This window comes from Pedobacter westerhofensis (genome assembly GCF_900182595.1).
GTDB lineage: Bacteria > Bacteroidota > Bacteroidia > Sphingobacteriales > Sphingobacteriaceae > Pedobacter > Pedobacter westerhofensis.
In genome coordinates this window covers 182,046-202,687 of the sequence record NZ_FXTN01000006.1, presented here as the reverse complement: position 1 = coordinate 202,687, position 20,642 = coordinate 182,046, and the positions used below count along the sequence as shown (strand labels likewise).

The 20,642-nt window shown below is 43.7% G+C and carries 16 protein-coding genes; 6 read left to right on the top strand and 10 right to left on the bottom strand.

The features are described 5' to 3' along the window. Window positions 1-4 precede the first annotated feature (4 nt). The 9 genes from FN831_RS13350 to ruvX form a co-directional block, all read right to left on the bottom strand. Window positions 5-1,543 carry a YifB family Mg chelatase-like AAA ATPase gene (locus FN831_RS13350; protein WP_142528675.1) on the bottom strand — a complete coding sequence of 513 codons (1,539 nt, stop codon included), beginning with the start codon at window positions 1,541-1,543 and terminating at the stop codon, window positions 5-7. Window positions 1,544-1,742: 199 nt separating this feature from the next. After that, on the bottom strand, window positions 1,743-3,083 hold the full coding sequence (gene ffh, locus FN831_RS13345; protein WP_142528674.1) for a signal recognition particle protein: 1,341 nt from the start codon (window positions 3,081-3,083) through the stop codon (window positions 1,743-1,745). A 107-nt stretch (window positions 3,084-3,190) separates the two neighbouring features. After that, window positions 3,191-4,213 (bottom strand): DUF3078 domain-containing protein, encoded by a 1,023-nt coding sequence (locus FN831_RS13340; RefSeq protein WP_142528673.1) that lies wholly within the window; start codon window positions 4,211-4,213, stop codon window positions 3,191-3,193. A 90-nt stretch (window positions 4,214-4,303) separates the two neighbouring features. Next, the gene (locus tag FN831_RS13335) at window positions 4,304-4,627 is read right to left on the bottom strand and encodes a hypothetical protein (protein WP_142528672.1); all 324 of its coding nucleotides are present in this window, start codon (window positions 4,625-4,627) and stop codon (window positions 4,304-4,306) included. Beyond that, window positions 4,624-5,376: a hypothetical protein gene (locus FN831_RS13330; protein ID WP_142528671.1), complete on the bottom strand. Its 753-nt coding sequence runs from the start codon at window positions 5,374-5,376 to the stop codon at window positions 4,624-4,626. The genes FN831_RS13335 and FN831_RS13330 overlap by 4 nt, the downstream gene beginning before the upstream one ends. 48 nt (window positions 5,377-5,424) lie before the next feature. Further along, window positions 5,425-6,261: a glucosaminidase domain-containing protein gene (locus FN831_RS13325; RefSeq protein WP_142528670.1), complete on the bottom strand. Its 837-nt coding sequence runs from the start codon at window positions 6,259-6,261 to the stop codon at window positions 5,425-5,427. Further along, window positions 6,261-6,968 carry a glucosaminidase domain-containing protein gene (locus tag FN831_RS13320; protein ID WP_142528669.1) on the bottom strand — a complete coding sequence of 236 codons (708 nt, stop codon included), beginning with the start codon at window positions 6,966-6,968 and terminating at the stop codon, window positions 6,261-6,263. The genes FN831_RS13325 and FN831_RS13320 overlap by 1 nt, the downstream gene beginning before the upstream one ends. Window positions 6,969-6,972: 4 nt before the next feature. Next, the gene (locus FN831_RS13315) at window positions 6,973-7,608 is read right to left on the bottom strand and encodes an O-methyltransferase (RefSeq protein WP_142528668.1); all 636 of its coding nucleotides are present in this window, start codon (window positions 7,606-7,608) and stop codon (window positions 6,973-6,975) included. 7 nt (window positions 7,609-7,615) lie between these two features. Further along, window positions 7,616-8,032, bottom strand: a complete 417-nt coding sequence (ruvX, locus tag FN831_RS13310; RefSeq protein WP_142528667.1) for a Holliday junction resolvase RuvX — start codon at window positions 8,030-8,032, stop codon at window positions 7,616-7,618. 39 nt (window positions 8,033-8,071) lie between these two features. On the opposite strand from ruvX, the gene FN831_RS13305 reads away from it, so the two are divergent. The 3 genes from FN831_RS13305 to FN831_RS13295 are packed head-to-tail and all read left to right on the top strand — an operon-like array spanning window position 8,072 to window position 11,206. Beyond that, window positions 8,072-9,220, top strand: a complete 1,149-nt coding sequence (locus tag FN831_RS13305) for a DNA polymerase III subunit (protein WP_142528666.1) — start codon at window positions 8,072-8,074, stop codon at window positions 9,218-9,220. Window positions 9,221-9,222: 2 nt separating this feature from the next. Continuing rightward, window positions 9,223-10,731 carry a PSP1 domain-containing protein gene (gene ricT, locus FN831_RS13300; RefSeq protein WP_142528665.1) on the top strand — a complete coding sequence of 503 codons (1,509 nt, stop codon included), beginning with the start codon at window positions 9,223-9,225 and terminating at the stop codon, window positions 10,729-10,731. Next, window positions 10,718-11,206, top strand: coding sequence for a gliding motility lipoprotein GldH (locus FN831_RS13295; protein WP_142528664.1), 489 nt, complete (start codon window positions 10,718-10,720; stop codon window positions 11,204-11,206). Before ricT ends, FN831_RS13295 begins: the two co-directional genes overlap by 14 nt. 92 nt (window positions 11,207-11,298) lie before the next feature. Here FN831_RS13295 and FN831_RS13290 read toward each other — a convergent pair whose 3' ends face one another. Further along, entirely contained in the window at window positions 11,299-12,600 is a 1,302-nt protein-coding gene (locus FN831_RS13290) for a UDP-N-acetylmuramoyl-tripeptide--D-alanyl-D-alanine ligase (RefSeq protein ID WP_142528663.1), read from the bottom strand. 117 nt (window positions 12,601-12,717) lie between these two features. On the opposite strand from FN831_RS13290, the gene FN831_RS13285 reads away from it, so the two are divergent. The 3 genes from FN831_RS13285 (at window position 12,718) to FN831_RS13275 (ending at window position 20,332) form a co-directional block, all read left to right on the top strand. Next, window positions 12,718-15,219, top strand: coding sequence for a M14 metallopeptidase family protein (locus FN831_RS13285; RefSeq protein ID WP_246101511.1), 2,502 nt, complete (start codon window positions 12,718-12,720; stop codon window positions 15,217-15,219). Window positions 15,220-15,593: 374 nt separating this feature from the next. Further along, window positions 15,594-18,896 (top strand): SusC/RagA family TonB-linked outer membrane protein, encoded by a 3,303-nt coding sequence (locus tag FN831_RS13280; RefSeq protein WP_142528662.1) that lies wholly within the window; start codon window positions 15,594-15,596, stop codon window positions 18,894-18,896. 11 nt (window positions 18,897-18,907) lie between these two features. Further along, entirely contained in the window at window positions 18,908-20,332 is a 1,425-nt protein-coding gene (locus FN831_RS13275; RefSeq protein WP_185960474.1) for a SusD/RagB family nutrient-binding outer membrane lipoprotein, read from the top strand. The last annotated feature ends 310 nt before the right edge of the window (window positions 20,333-20,642 follow it).

Genomic DNA, 20,642 nt, shown 5'->3' with positions numbered 1-20,642 from the left:
TGCATCATCCCGTCCAGTTGTGCCTGTCTAAGCTGCGGTAATGTATGGCTTCGGCGAGATGCTCCAGTTCTATGGTACTGCTGCCTTCGATATCAGCGATCGTGCGGGAAACCTTTAAAATCCGGTCATAAGCACGGGCAGATAAACTTAGTCTTTCCATTGCTTTCTTAATGAGCATTCTGCCCTCATTATCAATGATGCAGACCTTCCTGACCATATTTGGGCTCATCTGTGCATTGTAATGTAACTTTGGGTATGCTGCAAAACGGATATCCTGGATGCCTCTGGCACTGGTTACTCTTTCCCTGACCACCAAACTTTTTTCTGCCGGGTGCAATGACGACAGCTGATTAAAATCCACAGGTGTTACCTCTACATGCAGGTCAATTCTGTCCATCAGCGGGCCGGAAATCCTGCTAAGGTATTTCTGCACTGTTCCGGGCGGGCAGCTGCACTCTTTTTCAGGGTGATTATAAAAGCCACAGGGGCAAGGGTTCATTGAGGCAATCAGCATGAAGCTTGCCGGATATTCCACACTCATGCGCGATCTTGAAATAACCACCTTACGGTCTTCCAGTGGCTGCCGCATGACCTCCAGCACACTTCGTTTAAACTCAGGCAGCTCATCCAGGAACAAGACCCCATTGTGTGCCAGCGAGATTTCTCCCGGCTGGGGGTTGATGCCGCCACCTACCAGGGCAATGTCAGAAATACTGTGATGGGGGCTTCTGTAAGGGCGTTCCGTCATAAGGGCATCTGCTATACTCAGTTGCCCTGCAACAGAATGGATCTTGGTGGTCTCCAGCGCTTCGTCAAGATTTAGTGGTGGGAGTATCGTGGGCAGCCTTTTGGCCAGCATCGTTTTTCCTGATCCGGGAGGACCAATGAGGATCATGTTGTGGCCGCCTGCAGCGGCAATTTCCAGTGCTCTTTTAATATTTTCCTGACCCTTAACATCAGAAAAGTCATGATCATTACCATTTAAAGTTCTAAGGAACTCATTTTTGATGTTCACCAGAACAGGTTCAAAAGCTTCCTTCAGATTTAAGAACGCAATCACTTCATTCAGGCTCCGCATACCATACACCTCCAGGCCTTCTACAACTGCTGCTTCTCTGGAATTATCAGTTGGAAGGATAAATCCTTTTAAACCTGCTGCCTTTGCCTGGATTGCCATTGGGAGTGCGCCCTTCACGGGCTGTATGCCTCCGTCCAGCGAAAGTTCTCCAGCAATCATGAACTGATCTGTCATTTCTGAAAGAACCTGTCCGGAAGCGGCTAAAATACCTATTGCTATGGGGAGATCGTAAGCTGTTCCTTCTTTTTTGATCGCGGCAGGAGAGAGATTCACCACAATCTTCTGCCGGGGCATCCTCAGTCCGGACAGCTGGATGGCACTTTCAATTCTCCTGAGGCTTTCCTTCACAGCGTTATCAGGGAGCCCTACAATATGATATTTGTTTCCGCTTCCGATGCTCACTTCGATGGTAATCGTTAGCGCATCAACACCGGCGAGTGCGCTTCCGTAAGTTTTTATCAGCATATCTGGTTAATCAACAGGATGCTAATTTAACTCCATGTTAAATATTCTGGTAACAAAAAGGTTAACATTACACTTATTAATTGTGAAATTTCCCGTTGAGCCTCAGGACAATAAAACAAAGATATCTGCTGGAAAAATTAACATAAAAAAATCCCGGTCTGTGCGGAGCCGGGATTTCAATATCAATAAAGGCAGCAGCTTACATTCTGCCCTGTGGCATTTTAGGCATTCCGCGCATCATTTTGGCTGCTGCAGCAGGGTTAGAAAACTGTTTCATCACCTTACGCATATCTTCAAACTGTTTGATCAGTTTTGTTACTTCCTCGATTTTGTTACCAGATCCTTTAGCAATACGGAGACGTCTGCTTTGCTGAATGCTGTCCGGATTTTCACGCTCGTATTTTGTCATCGACTGAATGATGGCTTCCACATTTTTAAAAGCATCGTCTTCAATCTCTACATTTTTCATCATTTTGCTCACGCCAGGGATCATGCCCATCAGGTCTTTCATGTTACCCATTTTCTTGATCTGCTGAATCTGATTATAGAAGTCGTTAAAATCAAACTTGTTTTTACGGATCTTCTTCTGCAGCTCGGCAGCTTCTTTTTCGTCAAACTGTTCCTGGGCACGCTCAACCAGGGAAACAACGTCACCCATACCGAGGATACGTGAAGCCATCCTGTCGGGATAGAAAACATCCAGTGCTTCCATTTTCTCGCCTGTTCCTACAAACTTGATTGGTTTGTTTACTACAGATTTGATAGAAAGGGCCGCTCCACCGCGGGTATCCCCATCTAATTTGGTAAGCACCACACCTGTAAAATCAAGCCTGTCGTTGAAAGCTTTTGCAGTATTAACCGCATCCTGTCCGGTCATGGCATCAACTACGAACAGGATTTCATGCGGTTTAGTATTTAATTTCACATCTGCGATTTCATTCATCATCTGCTCATCAATCGCTAAACGACCGGCAGTATCAATGATAATCACATTGTTGTTTTCTTTTTTACCCTGAGCGATACCTTCCAGTGCAATGGCTACCGGATCTTTGGAATTCTTGTTCGCAAAAACAGGAACGCCTATCTGCTCGCCCAAAATCTGCAGCTGATCGATCGCTGCCGGACGGTATACATCACCCGCTACTAATAGCGGCTTTTTGCCTTTACTCTTCAGGTAGTTCGCCAGCTTTCCGGAGAAAGTGGTCTTACCAGCACCGTTAAGACCGGCAATCAGTATAATAGTTGGGTTTGTCTTAAGATCTAATTCTGTAACCTCACCGCCCATTAAGGCAGTAAGCTCATCGTTCATTACTTTGGTGAGCAATTGTCCCGGAGACACTGCCGTCAGTACGTTCAGTCCCAGTGCCTTTTCCTTTACCTCATCGGTAAAAGTTTTGGCAGTTTTATAATTTACGTCGGCATCCAGTAAAGCTTTACGAATTTCCTTCATGGTCTCGGCCACGTTGATTTCTGAAATGCTTCCTTGTCCCTTTAGAACTTTAAACGCACGGTCTAGTTTATCCTGTAAATTCTCAAACATGTTTTATTAATTGATAGTCAATGACTTAATCTGTAATGGTAATAGTATACAAAGTTGCAAACATTTTTAATAACAATCAAACATTTAAATCTGATGTATCTAAGTGTTTAACGGGGGAATACAAATGCAAATCCCATCGCCAGCACCTGGCTTCCCTGTATTTTTGAAGTGACATTTCTGTCATACAGCCCAACGCCGGTAACAGATACGTTGATCAGGCGGTTTACTTTAGCCGTAACGGTTACATCCAGACGGTGTGAGGTATAATTGATCTCGTTGTAAGGCATGAAAAGGTTATATCTCAATTTCAGGTTCACGTTAGACATGATGTCTTTGTCCAGATTGGCCGTCAGCTGGAAAGCCGCCTCGTTTTTAAAGGTATCGCCAACAGGTACACCATAGTTATCCGTGATCACTGCTGCAGAATCCCTGCGGAGGGCTGCTGCGGTAATCTGATCATTGTCCAGTACAAAAGTCTGTTTTGCAGTACCCAAACCGATCCTGGTAGAGAAATATTTTACCGGTTTATACTCAAGACCGACAGATTCTGTGAGGTAGCCCGGCGACATAAACTTGGAAATCAGCGTTGCTCTTTCATTTCCCAGCGGATCAGTATCGTAGGAGAATCCTTTGTCAAACTGCGATTCAAACGTTAAGGCACCATAGAAATACCAGGTTCTCGACAATTGAAAGGCAACCTTGTTATCCCAGAAGATCCTGTCCTGGCTTTTCTTTTGCAGCTGATCTTTGTTTTTTATTTTACCATACTGGAGGTTAAGCTCACTTGTATAGCTGTAGTCGTCCTTTACATAGTCTGCTTTGTAGTTCACCAGGCCACCAACGGCCAGGGAGTTTACTCCACCACCTGTCCAGTTATTACTGAATGAGGCCTGGTTGATGTTCAGCCCGATAGAGGTTGTGGTTCTCCAGTAGTTTACTTTTGAGCTGATGACAACAGGGTTGATTTCAACGGGCTTAAACAGAATATTTCCTCTCAACGAAGGCAGAGGGCTTTTTTTAAGTTTAAGATCCATGTCCCTGATATTAACAGGTATTGAATCTACTTCCTGCGCAACAGCCTGTGCTGAAACGGCGAATAATAAAAATAAACTTGCATATAAACCTCTCATTGCTACAAAGAAAAGAAAAAATGTTCTTACCAGACCCTAAATTGATATAAAAATATTAGTGCTAAATGGATTATGTATTAAAAAAGCGCCTTAAAAATACCTTAGCCACGAATATAATCCTCTGTTTCGTAAATAATTTATATTTCCGTCATTGGCATATGCTTCTTTTTCAAAACTGATATTAAAATAGGCTTTTGAATGGTCTCTGAACCTGATCAGGTTGACCAGGTAGAAAATAAGGTACAAAAGATAGAATGGAATAATCAGCAGTTCCAGCTGTTGCATGAAATGAATTTTTTCGTGATTGATCAGTAAGGGATTGTCCTTCTGCTTTGGATCTTTGAACACCATAAAGGGAAATAGAGCCATGGCATTTGCCGGAAGGCCTTTCCAGGTTACCGGCCAGTATCTCATATATGATCAATTTTTATCTGCGGCAGAGGTTTGAGTCTTAATGCCCGCGGATTCCGCTTATATGAAGCATAGTTGTTCCGCAGGAACACAATGAATGCATAGTCTGAAGCCATCAGCACAAAGTCGTAGCTTGGACGGTATTGCTGCATGTAATCCTGCAGTTCAAAACCTTTGATCCTTAATGCACGGCCTACAAATGCGGGGTTGTACCTGTAATCGATCACCTGCTCCTTATAATCCCTTTCCAGTATGGCCTGCAGGTGGCGGGCATTACGTCCTTTTCTGCTCAGCAGGTTGTAGATAGCATCAATGCCGAGGCCTGCGCCCCTTGAATTTAAATTTAACAGATCTTTGGAGCTGCCCCTGTCTGTTGCATATTTGTACTCGCGCAGGTTCTGGTCGTAACGCTCTTTTGGAGTAACCAGGCTGCCCAGAATAGCTACTTCCCTGAGCTGAATGGCCAGGGGCTTAAGCTGAAAGTAAATCGCATTATTCCCTTTATAGATCAGTGTATCCACGCCATAACCCTCAAGAGCAGCAAACAGCGTGTCGCCTACCGAGGCCTGTGTAGCAAACTCACCTTTGTTATTATTATACATCCCCTCATCATCATGCGAATTGTAGATATATACCTTAGCAAGGCGCTGCTTGGATTCCTTGTCTATAACAAAGCCCTGTACAGATTTTTTTTGTGCTGTGGCAATACCGGCGAAGGCAGTAATAAAAAATAGCAGGATAAACAGTTTCATTGACCGGCAAAATTACAAATAGGCGCAGCTAAAGTGATGATATTAACATTATTTAACTACTACAAGTTTCTGGCCAATCTTTATTCCCTCATCATGCATGTTATTGAGCGACTTCAGTTCATCCACCGTCATGTTATATCTTTTGGCAATGTTATACAGTGTGTCGCCTTTCTGCACCACATAATTCGGATCGGTGGTATTGATCACCTGTTTTGAAGGCGGGGTTTCTACCGGTGCAAACTTCTTTGTTTCCTTAGGAATATTGGCATTGATCTCTGTAAATACCCTGTCCTCACGTTTAATCTTATCAGGTTCAGACTCCGGCTGGTCATACTGGTGCAGCTGGTACTTCTCTATGGTGTTGATCAGCATATCCGGATATCTGGGGTTGGTGGCATAACCAGCCTGTTTCAATCCCTTAGCCCAGTTTACGTAATCATTTTTATCCAGCTCAAATAAAGCACTGTAGCGTTTTCTCTTGAGAAACTCTGAGTGGTCTTTGTACGAATCCCGTGCATCCTTATATACCCTGAAGCAATCATTGCTCTTGTCGTCATCCTTGTAGTAGGCTTTTCCTTTCCATTCGGAGGTACATTTGATGCCGAAGTGATTATTTGCAAACTTTGCCAGGCTGCTGTTACCGCTGCCAGACTCAATAATGCCCTGCGCCAGGGTGATACTCGCTGGAATGCCATAGGTATTCATTTCTTCTATTGCCACTCCTTTAAAAGCCTCAATATAGCTCAGGGTAGTAAAATCCGTAAAATTAGGATTTGCCTTGTTTGCGGCTTTTTCAATCTGCTTGTTGTTCCTGTGGTATTGTCTTGATTTACAGGAAGCAAGGAGAATAACTGCTATAGCAAAGGGAAGTAATAATTTCTTCATTAAAATCTGATTTTCTGGCCTGGTTGGAGTGCTGATTTTTTCAGTCCGTTTTTACGCATCAGTGCTTTTGCAGAAGTGCCGTGGGATTCAGCAAGCCTGTTCAGGTTGTCGCCTTTTCTAACGGTGTACATTCTTGATGAGCTGTGTCTGCGTTTGCGTGCATGCGCCCGGTAGTGCGTTTTCTTAACTGCAGTAACTACTTTTACCGGTTCGGTATAGTCGGCCGGCCTGTCGTCATACTGATAAAGTTCATATTTATTGATAATCGCAATCACCTGTTTTGCCCAGGTTCTGCTGGCGGCATATCCACCTCGCTGAATGCCCTTTGCCCAGCCCGCATAGTCGTACTGATCACACTTGTCAAACAGCTTATTAAAAGAGGAAGTGTTTTGCAATACTTCTACAAAGTTATCATAAGATTCATCTGCCGTTTCGTAATCACGGTACGAAGAGTTGATTTCTGTATTGCTGTTACTGCCCTTGATGCCAAAATGGTTGTTCAGGTGCCTGGCTACCTTGCTTTTTCCGGCGGCCGATTCATGTATGGCCACTGCCAGTATTACACTTGCGGGTACATCGTACTCGCGCATTAACTCTTTTGCATGGTCTGTATGTTCTTCCACGTAGTCCTGTATCGTCTGACCTTGGGCTGATGTGCCTATTAAAAGTATAGTCAGGCAGGTTAGGAATAAGTTTTTTAAATTCATTGTTTTACTTTTTTCTGATGATAAACAAGCCGTCTCTAACGGGTAGGATTAGTTTTTCTACCCTGTTGTCTGCTGCTACCTTATCATTAAATGTACTAATATTTCTGGTGTCCTTGTCTTGCTGGTTAGTGAGTATCTTGCCGCTCCATAATACGTTGTCAACTATAATGAGCCCACCAGGGCTTACCCGGTCAAAGATAAGATCATAATAGGTACCATTATTTTTTTTATCTGCGTCGATAAAAACGAGATCGAATACCTCATCCAGATCATTTACAGTTTGAGTGGCATCGCCAAGAATATATTTGATTTGTTCATCATAGGCTGATTCGGCGAAATATCCGCGCACCCTGTCTTCCAGTTCTACGTTGATGTCCAGTGTATACAGCATGCCATTTTTTGCTAAGCCTTCGGCCAGGCAGAGCGTAGCATATCCCGTAAAGGTGCCTATTTCAAGAATGCGTGCCGGTGTAATCAGCTTGCTCAGCATACTGAGCACGCGGCCCTGGTAGTGCCCGGAGAGCATTCTTGGCATTAAAACCCTGAGATGCGTTTCCCTGTCAATCCGCTGCAGCAGCCCGCTTTCGGGTTCGCAGAATTTCAGCAATAAATCTTGTAAGTCTTCTTTAATCAGGCTCATTAATTTTTTATAAACGGTGTTCTTCCATGAAATATTGTAAAATGATTGTCGCGGCAATCGTATCTACCCTTTCCTTGTTTCTCCTGTCCTGCTTCTTTAAGCCGCTCTGAAGAATAGCTTCGTGTGCGAGTTTAGAGGTAAATCTTTCATCAATCCAGTGCTGCGGGACATCCGGAAAACTCTTTTTAAGTAATGTAGAAAAGCCTTTTACATGCTGTGCAGATTCGGAGGGGGAACCGTCCATCTGCTTCGGGTTTCCTATTACAAAAGCTTCTACAGGCTCCGTAAGCAGGTATTTTTTTAAATAATCAATAATATCTTTTGGGTGTACAGTGTCCAGTCCTGTGGCAATAATCTTCAGGGGATCGGTAACGGCAACGCCGATACGTTTGGTGCCATAATCAAATGCGATAATACGTGACATAGCTGCAAAGATTGTTATAAATTTACTATTTTGCACCAAATGCAGTTCAAAGAGATCATAGGACAGGAGGAAATCAAGCGGCAGCTGGTACAAACCGTTGCTGAAAACAGGGTGAGTCATGCCCAGTTGTTTCTTTCTGCGGAAGGTACCGGAGCTTTGCCTCTTGCTATCGCCTATGCGCAGTTTATCAACTGCCTTGACCGTTCGGCGACAGACAGTTGCGGGCTTTGTTCTTCCTGCCGCAAGTACGAAAGGTATATCCATCCTGACCTGCATTTTTCTTATCCGTTTTTTGCTTCCAAGGATGTGAAAATTGCTGTAGACGTACTCGAGGAATGGCGCACGATGCTGCTTTCAGATCCTTATGTAGACCTGGACATATGGAGGGCGCAGCTCAGTGCCGACAATAAACAGGCAAATATCAATATCGCCGAGTGTCATGATATCATAAAAAAACTGAGTTATAAAGCTTTTGAGGCGGAGACGAAAGTTTTGATCATGTGGCTGCCGGAGTATCTTGAAAAAGAAGGAAACTCGCTGCTGAAGATTATTGAGGAGCCGCCCGCGAATACGCTTTTCCTGCTGGTAGCTACAAATCAGGAGCATATCCTTTCTACACTGCTGTCCAGGACGCAGATTGTAAAAATCCCCAAACTGCCGGGCGAAACCATTGAGCAATACCTGACGGGAAAACACAACCTATCTGCAGAACAGGCAGCAACCTATAGCTTTCTGGCCGATGGCAACCTGATTGAAGCCAAGGCGCTAGCAGCACAGGCACATAACGATAATGCAGAGATCTTTGCCGAATGGCTGAGAATGGGATATGGCAACAGGGGGCTGGACCTGGTGAGCTTTACCGATCAGGCAGCAAGCTGGGGCAGGGAAAATCAAAAGAATTTTTTGAAGTACGGAATTAGCTTTCTGAGGGAGTGCAGCCTTATCCTCAGCGGAGCCGATAGCCTGGTAAAACTGCCTTTACGGACATTAGATACGGCACATAAGCTCTGCAAATACGTCCTGAACCTGAACATGGCTTCGGCAATTATTTCGGAGTTGGAACAAGCACATTACCATATTGAACGGAATGCAAACCCTAAAATCCTATTTTTAGATGTATCTTTACAATTGGTAAAAATTATTAAGTTTAAAACGCTCCCGAAAGGGACTCAATATATATACAATTAGTTATGGGATGTGGAAGTTGTTCTACAGGTGGCGGTTGCGCCCCCTCAGGCTGCAAAAGTAATGGCTCTTGCCTTACCGGAGGCTGCCAGAAAATGGAAGTTTACGATTGGCTGTCCAACTTGGACATGCCCTCAAATTATAAACCTTTTCAGGTTATAGAAGTAAAATTTAAAGGTGCCAGGAAAGAGTTTTATCTGAATACCGATAATATCTACCTGGAAATCGGCGAGCTCATCGCGGTAGAAGGTTCTACAGGCGGTTATGATATCGGCCATGTTTCCTTAACCGGAGAACTGGTACGTATGCAGATGAAACGCCGTAAGACACCGATAGATCAGGTAACCAGAAAGGTGTACCGAAAAGCTACAGAAGCTGATGTGGACAAATGGAAACTGGCAAAGGACCTTGAATGGGAAACCATGCACAAGGCACGTACGCTGGCACTGGACCTGCGCCTGTCTATGAAAATCAGTGATGTGGATTACCAGGGTGATAAAACCAAGGCAACTTTCTTTTACACTGCCGAAGGCCGGGTAGATTTCAGGGAGCTGATCAAGAAAATGGCTGAAACTTTCCGCATCAGGATTGAAATGCGCCAGATCGGAATGCGCCAGGAAGCCGGACGTTTGGGCGGAATTGGCTCATGCGGACGTGAATTGTGTTGCTCTACGTGGTTAACGAACTTCAAGACAGTATCTACCGCCGCGGCGAGATATCAGAACCTTTCCTTGAATACATTGAAGCTGGCAGGACAATGCGGGAAGTTAAAATGCTGTCTCAACTATGAACTGGACACTTACCTGGATGCACTGAAAGATATTCCTGACCGTATAGAGAGCCTTCATACTGAAGTAGGAACTGCCCGTCACCAGAAAACGGATATCTTTAAGAAGCTGATGTGGTTTAGCTATCCTAACCAGGAAGACTGGATCCCGCTTAAAGTAGACCGCGTGAAAGAGATCATGGCCATGAACAAAAAAGGACAGAAGCCAAGTAACTTAAAAGATGAAGCAGTGGAGCTTGCTACTACTGTAATTGTTGAAAAAGTTCATGATTATGAAAATGTTGTTGGACAGGATAGTTTAACCCGTCTTGACGATAAGAGAAACAAAAATAACCGGAATAACAATACAAGGAACAAGAATGCCGGGACGAACCGTCCTGAGCGTGAACGTGAGCGTTCTCCGAAACCGGCGCAATCGGGGTCAAGATCTGCACAGCAGAACCAGAAACCGGTGCAACAGGGACCTAAGCAGGCACAACAAGGCCCAAGGACCGCGCAACAGGGCAGTAAACCCGTGCAGCAGGGACCTAAGCAGGCGCAGCAAGGTGCAAGGGCTCCACAGCAGGGGCCAAAAGTAAGGCCGGAAGCAACCAGGGTAAGCCCTGAAGGAATAAAAACGGAAGAAGGAGCAGAAACTAAAGCACCTTCTGCAAGCAGAAATAACAGGAGCAGGAATAACCGCAGACGTAACAAACCAACGGATAAACCAAAAAATGAAGAGAACTAATCTTTTTGTGTGGCTGGTATGCGGCTTTCTTATATTAGGATTTGCCGGCTGCAATACCAATAACCTGATTGACACTAACGTTGAAATGGCCCAGCGCAACTGGAGCTATGTAGATAAGGTAAAAGCCGTTGTCGGTATTAAAGACAACTCAAAGGCTTTTACCTTAAAATTTAAGCTGCGGCATACGGCAGATTACAGGTATTCCAATATCTATATACTGATGCATATGAGCGGACCGGGACTGCCAAAGATTACCCGCCGTTATGAATATAAACTGGCAGAATCTGACGGGCAATGGCTGGGCAAAGGCTCCGGTAATTTGTATACCTATGTACTTCCCCTGCTTTCATCCTATCATTTCCCTCAATCCGGCAATTATACGATTGAGATTGAACAGAACATGCGCGATAATCCGCTGCGGGAAATCAGCGATGCCGGGATTCTCGTGTCTGGCAGCAGTGCAATTCCCCGCTAAGTCTTTTAGCGGTTAAGAAGGTATGTTTTCATTGTTTGTTACCAGCATAGGATACACGTAGTGTCTGCAAAAATTAGCCTTAAGTATATATACTACAAGACGGGCAATAACTGTTCAAGTGCCATTCCTCTTGAGCCTTTGAGCAATACCAGGCTGTCTTTAATCGGGTTGGCTTCTAACCATTCCAGTGCTGCTGCAGGAGTATTAAAAAACTCGCCCGTGTGCTGATCTTTTACCGCGTTAAAATTCTTCCCGATAAAGATTACTGTGTTAAGTCCTGACTCCAGGGCAAGTCGGGCGATTTCCTCATGCTGCTCCGGTGCTTCTGGCCCAAGCTCAAACATATCTCCGATGATGGCCACTTTATTTGCTGCTGTCAATGAAGATATATTCTGGAGTGCTGCCGTCATGCTGCTCGGATTTGCATTATAAAAATCACAGATCAGGGTATTGCTCTCAGTTTTTGTTAACTGCGATCTGTTGTTATTTGGCATATAGCCCGACAGGCCCTTGTTGATCTGTTCTACAGTGAGGTTAAAAAAGGCACCTATACAAATTGCAGCAAGGATATTTTCGAAGTTATAGGCTCCTGTGAGGTTGGTGTGCACAGAGAAATATTCATCACGTCCTTTCCAGTTCAGGGCAATCAGCGGATCTGATTTAACCAGCTGTCCTGTGATAAAATTCTCTCCTTCGGTTCCATAGTATACAAAATGGTCCAGCTCTGCAGTCCTGCCCATTTCTGTAAGCAGGGGATTGTCCTGGTTGATAAATGCGGTCCCCTTATCTTTTTTGAGGTAAGTGAAAAGCTCTCCCTTTCCCTTTTTTACGCCTTCAAAACCGCCAAATCCATCCAGGTGTGCCCTGCCGATATTAGTGATCAGCCCATGCGTAGGCTGTGCTATCGTGCATAGAAATTCAATCTCCTTCTGGTGGTTGGCACCCATTTCTATAACCGCAATTTCCGTATCCGGTTTGATAGCCAGGATGGATAGGGGAACGCCGATATGATTGTTTAAATTTCCTTTGGTGGCAAAACTGCGGTACTTCTCAGCAAGCACTGCATTGATCAGCTCTTTGGTAGTGGTTTTTCCATTACTACCAGTTAACCCAATCACGGGAATGCGCAGCTGGCTGCGGTGGTATTTTGCAAGTTCCTGTAATGTGGTCAGCACATCATCTACCAAAATGCAGCGGTCATCCAGCTGGAAGGCCGGGTTGTCTATGATTACATAAGCAGCACCAAGGTTCAGTGCGTTGCGTGCAAAGACGTTGGCATCAAAATTCTCTCCCTTCAGTGCAAAAAACAGGCAGCCAGGCGCAATATTCCTGGTATCTGTAGATATGGTAGGGTAAGATAAATAATGCTGATAGATCAAATCGGTTTGGGACATGGCAGGTTCTTGTAATTATAATTGGTAAAATTACACTATGGATCACACACTAAAAAGATTCTTTACTATTTTGCAGTAGAAATAACTATTATCACCTGATATTTTTGATTCTTCACCATGTATAAAGCCGTTGTATTGAAAAGAATATTGCTCTCTGTTTCCTTTCTGGTTATCGGTATGACAGGTCTCAGGGCCCAATTGAAATCACCCGATGAATTCCTTGGATATCCGCTGGGGAGCAAGTTTACTCCTCATTACCAGATCCTGGCTTATTTCAAATATCTGGCAGCTGCAAATGAAAATATCCAGTTGATCAGCTACGGCAAGACGTATGAGAACAGGGAACTGACGATAGCGGTCATCTCCTCAAAGGAAAATATGGACCGGCTGGAAGAGATTAGAAAAGCCAACCTCAGTATGAGCAGGGCTGAAGGACAGAAATCCCCGGCTAAACAACCTGCGATCCTGTGGATGAGCTACAATGTGCATGGCAATGAAGCGAGCTCTTCAGAAACTGCGATGAAAACATTGTATACACTTGCAGAAGGGACTTTTGGCCATACAAAAGAATGGCTGGAAAATACAGTAGTACTGATAGATCCATGCCTTAATCCTGATGGGAGAGAGCGCTATGTAAATTTCTATAACTCGGTTTCGGGTACAAAGCCAAATGCCAATCCATCCTCCAGGGAACACAACGAGCCCTGGCCGAGGGGAAGGGTTAACCATTATTATTTTGATCTTAACCGTGATTGGGCATGGCAGTCTCAGATTGAGACACAGCAGCGCCTGGCGCTGTACCACAACTGGATGCCCGAAGTACATATTGATTTTCATGAACAGAGCTATAATGATCCCTATTACTTTGCGCCAGCGGCAGAACCTGTTCACCAGGATATCACACCATTTCAGCGCGAGTTCCAGATCATTGCAGGGAAGAACAATGCAAAGTATTTTGATGAAAACGGCTGGCAGTATTTTACCAAAGAACGCTTTGATCTTTTATATCCCTCTTATGGGGATACCTATCCTTTATATAACGGGGCTATAGGAATGACCTATGAGCAGGGAGGGATTAGTGCCGGCCTTGCAGTACAGATTGCCAGTGGCGATACCCTGACTTTGAAAGACAGGATCAATCACCATTTTACCACTGGTATGGCAACTCTGGAGACGGTTTCCGGCCATGCGGCGCTCCTGATCTCAGAATTCAGAAAGTACTTTGACCAATCGGGCGATCCCCCTCCGGGCAATTATAAATCTTATATCGTTAAGGCAGATAATCTCAGTCGTTTACGAAAGCTGGCGGGCCTGCTCTCCCGGAACCACATCTACTATGCGTTCGGCGGAGAACGGGTGATGAACGGATATAGTTTCGAAACGAAGAAGGTAACCAGTTTCAGGCTGCAGCGGAATGATTTGGTGGTGAACCTGAACCAGCCGGCCGCGGTACTCGCAAATGTACTTTTTGAGCCTGAAACCAAGGTGACGGATTCCAACACGTATGATATTACGGCCTGGTCGCTGCCCTATGCTTATGGACTGAGTGCTTTTGCAACTAAAGAAAGCGTAAAAGGTGCCTTTCCTGAAATTGAGGAGCAGAACCGCAGTTCTGATATAGCAGAAAAACCATATGCCTGGATCTTACCCTGGAACGGACTGGAAGATGCAAAAATGCTGATTGCCCTGCAACGCTCGTCAATTAAGGTGCGAATGGCCGAGCAGGCTTTTACCATTGGAACCAAGGTTTATCCGGCAGGTTCTCTGCTGGTCTACAGGATCGAGAATGAAAAGATAAATAAGGATATTTCGGAGAAGATTGCTGTGGTGTCAAAAGAATTTCATCAGGATTTTGCAGGTATTTCCAGCGGATTTGTACAGAAGGGAAAAGATTTCGGGTCGTCTGTATATCCATTGCTGAAAGTACCCAAAGTGGCAATGGTTGCGGATGGTGATGTTTCTGCTTCAAGCGCAGGCGAAATCTGGCACTTTTTTGAACAGGAACTGAAATATCCGCTCAATATCATCAACGAGAAAAGTCTGGGAAACCTGGAGCTGGCTACAACAAATGTATTGATCCTGCCGGACGGGCAGTACCTGCGGAAAAATATCGAGAAACTGGAAGACTGGATTTACAGGGGCGGTAGAGTGATCCTGATGGAGGATGCGATCTCCAGTGTAACGGGTATCAAGCCTTTTGATATTAAAAAGAAAGAGTTCCCTGAGCCTGCCGAAACGGAGGTACTGAACAAGGCATATCAGCAAAAAGACGAAGACAATACTGCTGACGCCATTCCAGGGGCAATCTATAAAGTGAATCTTGATCACACGCATCCGCTTAGCCTCGGACTGGGAGAATTTTATTATACGCTGAAGACCGATGATAAGATTTATGACCTGCTTCAGAAAGGCTGGAATGTTGGAGTTTTAAAGCCAAATGCGCTGATGGCTGGTGTCGTTGGAAGAAATATTCAGAAAAAACTAACCAGCGGCCTTGTTTTTGGGGTTCAGTCGGCAGAAAATGGGAATATTGTCTATTTTTCTACTGATATTTTGTTCCGATCTTTCTGGGAAAACGGGAAGCGGCTATTCACAAATGCTATCTTCCTGATTAATTAATTTTTTTAGGGTAATTATTGTGTTTTTGTGCTTTAAAGGGCAATTTTTAGCTTTGAGTCGCCCTTTTAGCTATATTAGTTGTAAAAAATTGAACTTTAAAAGTTGCGGAGATAATTTTTTTGATCTATCTTAGAGTATAATTAACTGATTATTTACTTAAAACTATCTCTTTACAGGGGGAAATTAATTGGTTCATATCCCCTTCGGCGCGTTCGAAACAGAAACGAACGCGGCCCAAAATCTCAAGGCCGTACAAATTGTTTTTAACCATTTTGCTTGTTTATTTAATTTATTGTTGCGACAGGCTGGAGAAGGTTATTTTCTGTTCCGGCATAAATTGATTATTAATTATTAACTACTTAAATTTATTTTTTATGAAAAAACTTATACTAAGTTTGTTCGTGTTCTTATTCGTTGCGATATCGGCAATGGCACAGGATCGAACTGTAACTGGTACGGTGAAAGGCAAGGATGACGGACTTCCGGTTCCTGGAGTATCAGTAAGAGTAAAAGGCACATCAAATGCTGTTGCAACCGGTTCTGACGGTAAATATGCAATCAAAGTATCTGCAGGAGCAACTGCGTTAGAATTCTCATCTGTTGGTTACACAAGACAGGAAATCCCTTTAGGCGCAGGCAGCGTAATCAATATTACATTATCGCAGGATTCCAAAATCCTTGGTGAAGTGGTTGTTACCGCATTGGGTATTCAGCGGAACAGGAACCAGGTAGCGTATGCAGCCCAAACCCTTGATGGCGCAGCGGTGAGTGAAAACCGTTCATCAAACCTGGGCAGCAGTTTATCCGGTAAAGTCTCTGGTTTGGAAATTCGCCAGAATAACACCCTTGGTGGTTCTACAAACGTTGTCATCCGCGGTGTAAAATCAATGACCCAGAATAACCAGGCACTGTTTGTTGTAGACGGTGTTCCGGTTGCGAATAACAACATGAATACTTCTGATCAGCAAAGTGGTATTGGCGGTTACGATTACGGTAACCCTGCGTCAGATATTAACCCTGACGATGTAGAGAATATTACCGTATTAAAAGGTGCAGCTGCATCGGCCTTATATGGTTCGCGCGGAAGCAATGGCGTGATTTTGATCACCACTAAAAAAGGAAGATCAGGACTAAACATCACATTAAATACAGGTATCAGTTTAGGTGTAATTGATAAGAGCACCTTTCCAAAGTACCAGAAGAAATATGGTGGGGGTTATGGTCCTTATTATGGAACAGACGAATCTAATTACTTAGTGAACAATGTTGATATCAATGGCGACGGCGTAAATGACCTGATTGCTCCCTTAACTGAAGATGCATCGTACGGGCAGAAATTTGATCCGAACTTACTGGTTTATCAGTGGGATGCTTTTGACTCAACTTCCCCAAATTTTGGTAAAGCTACGCCATGGGTAGCTGCGAAGAATGACCCGACTACCTTCTTCGAAAAACCCGTATCCAACAACCAAAGCATTATGATCAGCAACAGCTATGATAAAGGATCTTTCAAACTTGGATATACAAGGGATAATCAAAATGGTATTCTGCCGAACTCCAACATTCAGAAAAATACAGTAAACTTTGGATCAACTTATAATATCACCAGCAGGTTAACTGCAGGTGCTGATGTAAACTATTCAAGAGTTGACGGACGTGGAAGATATGGAACAGGTTACAATGGTGCTGGTGTTTATAATCCTGCAACCAACTTCAGACAGTGGTGGCAAACTAACGTAGACGTAAAAGAACTTGAAGCTGCGTATTTCAGGGCTAAAGACCGTTCGGCTGCCAACCCTGCATTTGTGGGCCAGGAGAACGTTACCTGGAACCTTGCAGATTATACGAGCGGAAGGCCTATTTTTTGGGATAACCCATATTTTGCAAGATATGAGAATTATGAAACTGACAACCGGGACCGTGTGATTGGTAATGTGAACATGAACTACAAGGTTACCGACTGGCTGAACCTGATGGGCCGGTATTCATTGGATACTTACCACCAGCTGCAGGAAGAAAGACAGGCCATCGGAAGTCTTGATGTGCCTTTGTACTCAAAATATACACAGGATTATACGGAGTCAAATGTTGACTTCCTGGCTACGGTCAACAAAAAACTGAGTGAAGATTTCAACCTGTCTGGTTTATTGGGTGTGAACGTGAGAAGACAACGGACACAGTCAAACTATGCAATTACAAATGGCGGATTGGGATTAAGCGGTATCTACTCATTGAGCAATTCTGTTAGCCCAATTGAAGCGCCAATAGAAATTGATGCAAGAAGGGAAGTTCAGGGTGTTTTCGCCGGAGCTACACTTGCCTACAAAAACACCTATACCTTAGATGGTACAATCAGAAGAGATGCTTCTTCAACATTACCAAAAAAGAATAATTCTTATTATTACCCATCTGTATCTGCAGGCTTTGTGTTCTCTGAATTATTAAAAGATGAACGCGACTGGTTGTCTTATGGTAAATTACGTGCCAACTATGCACAGGTTGGGTCTGATGCCCCGATTTATACCATTGCCAATACTTATAACATTGCTACGCCTTTCGATGGCAGGTCCCAGGCTTCAGTATCTACTACCCGTGGTTTAATCGAGGCAGTGAAGAACAATCCTGATCTTAAACCTGAACAATCAAGAAGTAAAGAGGTTGGTGTTGAAGCTTCCTTCTTTGGCAGCCGTTTAGGTTTGGATGCAACATATTACAATACAAAAACGATTGACCAGATCCTCCCGGTAAAAGTTTCTACCACTACAGGCTATGATTCAAAGTTTCTGAATGCAGGAAGTGTGGTAAACAAAGGCGTGGAGCTTTCATTGAATGGATCTCCGCTTAAAACAAGAGATTTTGAGTGGAAGGTAAATGTGAACTGGACCAGGAACAGAAATAAAGTAACTGAATTGTTTAAAGATGATTCAGGAAATGAGGCTACAAACTTATCTATTGCCGATTTTCAGGGTGGTATAACCATCAATGCATCACTTGATCAACCATTTGGTACAATCAGGGGGTCAAACTTTGTTTACAATGACAAAGGAGAGAAAGTTGTTGGTGCAAACGGAAGATATCTGCAGTCCGAAACTGCGAACGAGACTATCGGAAACATGAATCCTAAATGGACAGGTGGTATCAATAACAGCTTCAGGTATAAAAATGTTAATTTAAGCTTCTTAATCGATGTTCGTAAAGGTGGCAGTGTATTCTCACTGGATCAATATTATGGACTTGCTACAGGGATGTACGAGGAGACTGCTGGTCTTAACGAGTTAGGAAACGAATCCCGTCTTCCTATCAGTGAAGGTGGTGGATTTATCAATCCTGGTGTATACGCTGACGGTACACCTAATACTACAAGAGTTCCCAACGATGAATTTGGTAGTTATGGTTACAGGCGTTTGCCGGCTGCAGCATTTGTTTACGATGCTGGGTACATCAAGCTGAGAGAAGTAATCATTGGCTACTCGCTGCCTCAAACACTTGTTAGCAAGATGGGGCCGCTTAAGGGTGTAGATCTTTCTTTGATTGGAAGAAATTTATGGATTATCCATAAAAACCTGCCAAATGCCGATCCGGAAGACGGATTAAGCTTTGGAAATGTTCAGGGATATCAGGTAGGTTCATATCCAAGTGTGAGAACCTTCGCATTTAACTTAAAAGTTAGATTTTAACATTAATGATTATGAAAAAGATAATAGTACTATTAGTCCCAATCCTCTTTGCTATGGGGTGTACAAAGGACTTATCAACTTTAAATAACGATCCTAAAAAACCATTAAGTGTAACTTCGGCTTCTTTGTTTACAAAAGCCCAGCACAATCTTGTGGATATTCTTACTTCTGCAAATGTGAACAGGAATGTATTCAGACTGATCGAACAGCAATGGCAGGAAACTACTTATATTGATGAAAGCCAGTATGATTTTAACACCAGGACTATACCCGATAATCTATGGGATATATTTTACCGTGACGTGCTGAATAACTTTGAAGCTTCCAGAAAAACAATGGCTGTAGATGTAACGGATGCTACACAGCGCCAGAATGATATTGCTATTCTTGATATCATGGAGGTGTACACATGGCATTATATTGTTACTACCTATGGTAACGTGCCTTACAGCAATGCGCTGAATATTGATAACTCATTTCCTAAATATGATGATGCATTAACTATCTATGCCGATTTATTGAAAAGGCTGGATACAGATATTGCTGCATTAACGATTGGCAAAGAGAGCCTGGGCAATGCGGATGCAATTTACGCAGGCGATGTTACCCAATGGAAAAAATTTGCAAATTCTCTTAAGCTGAAACTGGCTATAACTGTTTCAGATGCGAACCCTACGCTGGCAAAAACTGCGGCAGAGTCTGCCGTTGCAAGTGGAGTTTTTACGGCTAATACCGACAATGCAAAATTCCCCTATGTTTCTGCCACGCCAAATACCAATCCGGTATGGGTGGACCTGATTCAGAGTGGAAGGTTAGACTTTGTAGCTGCGAGTACAATCATTGATAAGATGAATGCGCTTGCTGATCCAAGGTTGCCGTTGTATTTCACCAAAGATCCAAGTGGTGGTTATAGTGGCGGAACACCAGGCGTAAGCAGTGCTTATCCTAACTTTTCGCACACAGCTATCACAACCACTGCTCCAGCTTTTCCGGGTAATATTCTGGATTATTCAGAAGTACAGTTTCTAGTTGCAGAAGCTGCTGCCAGAGGATATAATGTAGGTTCTACTGCAGCTCTTTCTTATTCAAATGCAATTACTGCCTCGATCCTGGATTGGGGAGGAACAGCTGCAGCCGCTACGGCATACCTTGCACAGCCGAATGTTGCTTATGTAACTGCCGCTGGTGATTACAAAGAAAAAATTGGTACCCAGAAATGGATTGCGTTTTATAACCGGGGTATAGATGCCTGGGTAGATCAGAGACGTTTAGATTTTCCTGCTCTTGAAGCGGCAGAAGATGCGCTAAGTGGCTTTCCTGTGCGTTTCACTTATCCTGTAAAAGAGCAGAATGTGAATAATACCAACAGGCTTGCTGCAGCTGCCGCAATTGGTGGCGATGTAGTGGAGACCAAGTTATTCTTCGATAAGTTTTAAGAACAATGTTTCTAAAGTGGGGCGCATTACTTTTGTGGTGCGCCTCTTTTTATTGCAGTCAATTTGGATGGCAGAGGTGTAAGATAAACTTTATGTAAAAATCATGTTAGGTACAGGATTTTCATGTCTTATCCCATAAAGTTATAAAATCACCATTTTTCTCACACATGCTTTGATAAGATCGTCGCTGGAAACCTGCAAACAGTTGTCTGCCAATGTCATTTTTTTTTTCGGGCAAAAATTCGTTGAATTTCAGGGTGAAGCCTCCCGCTTAATATCGTTCTACAATGGGAATAAATGGCGTTACTCC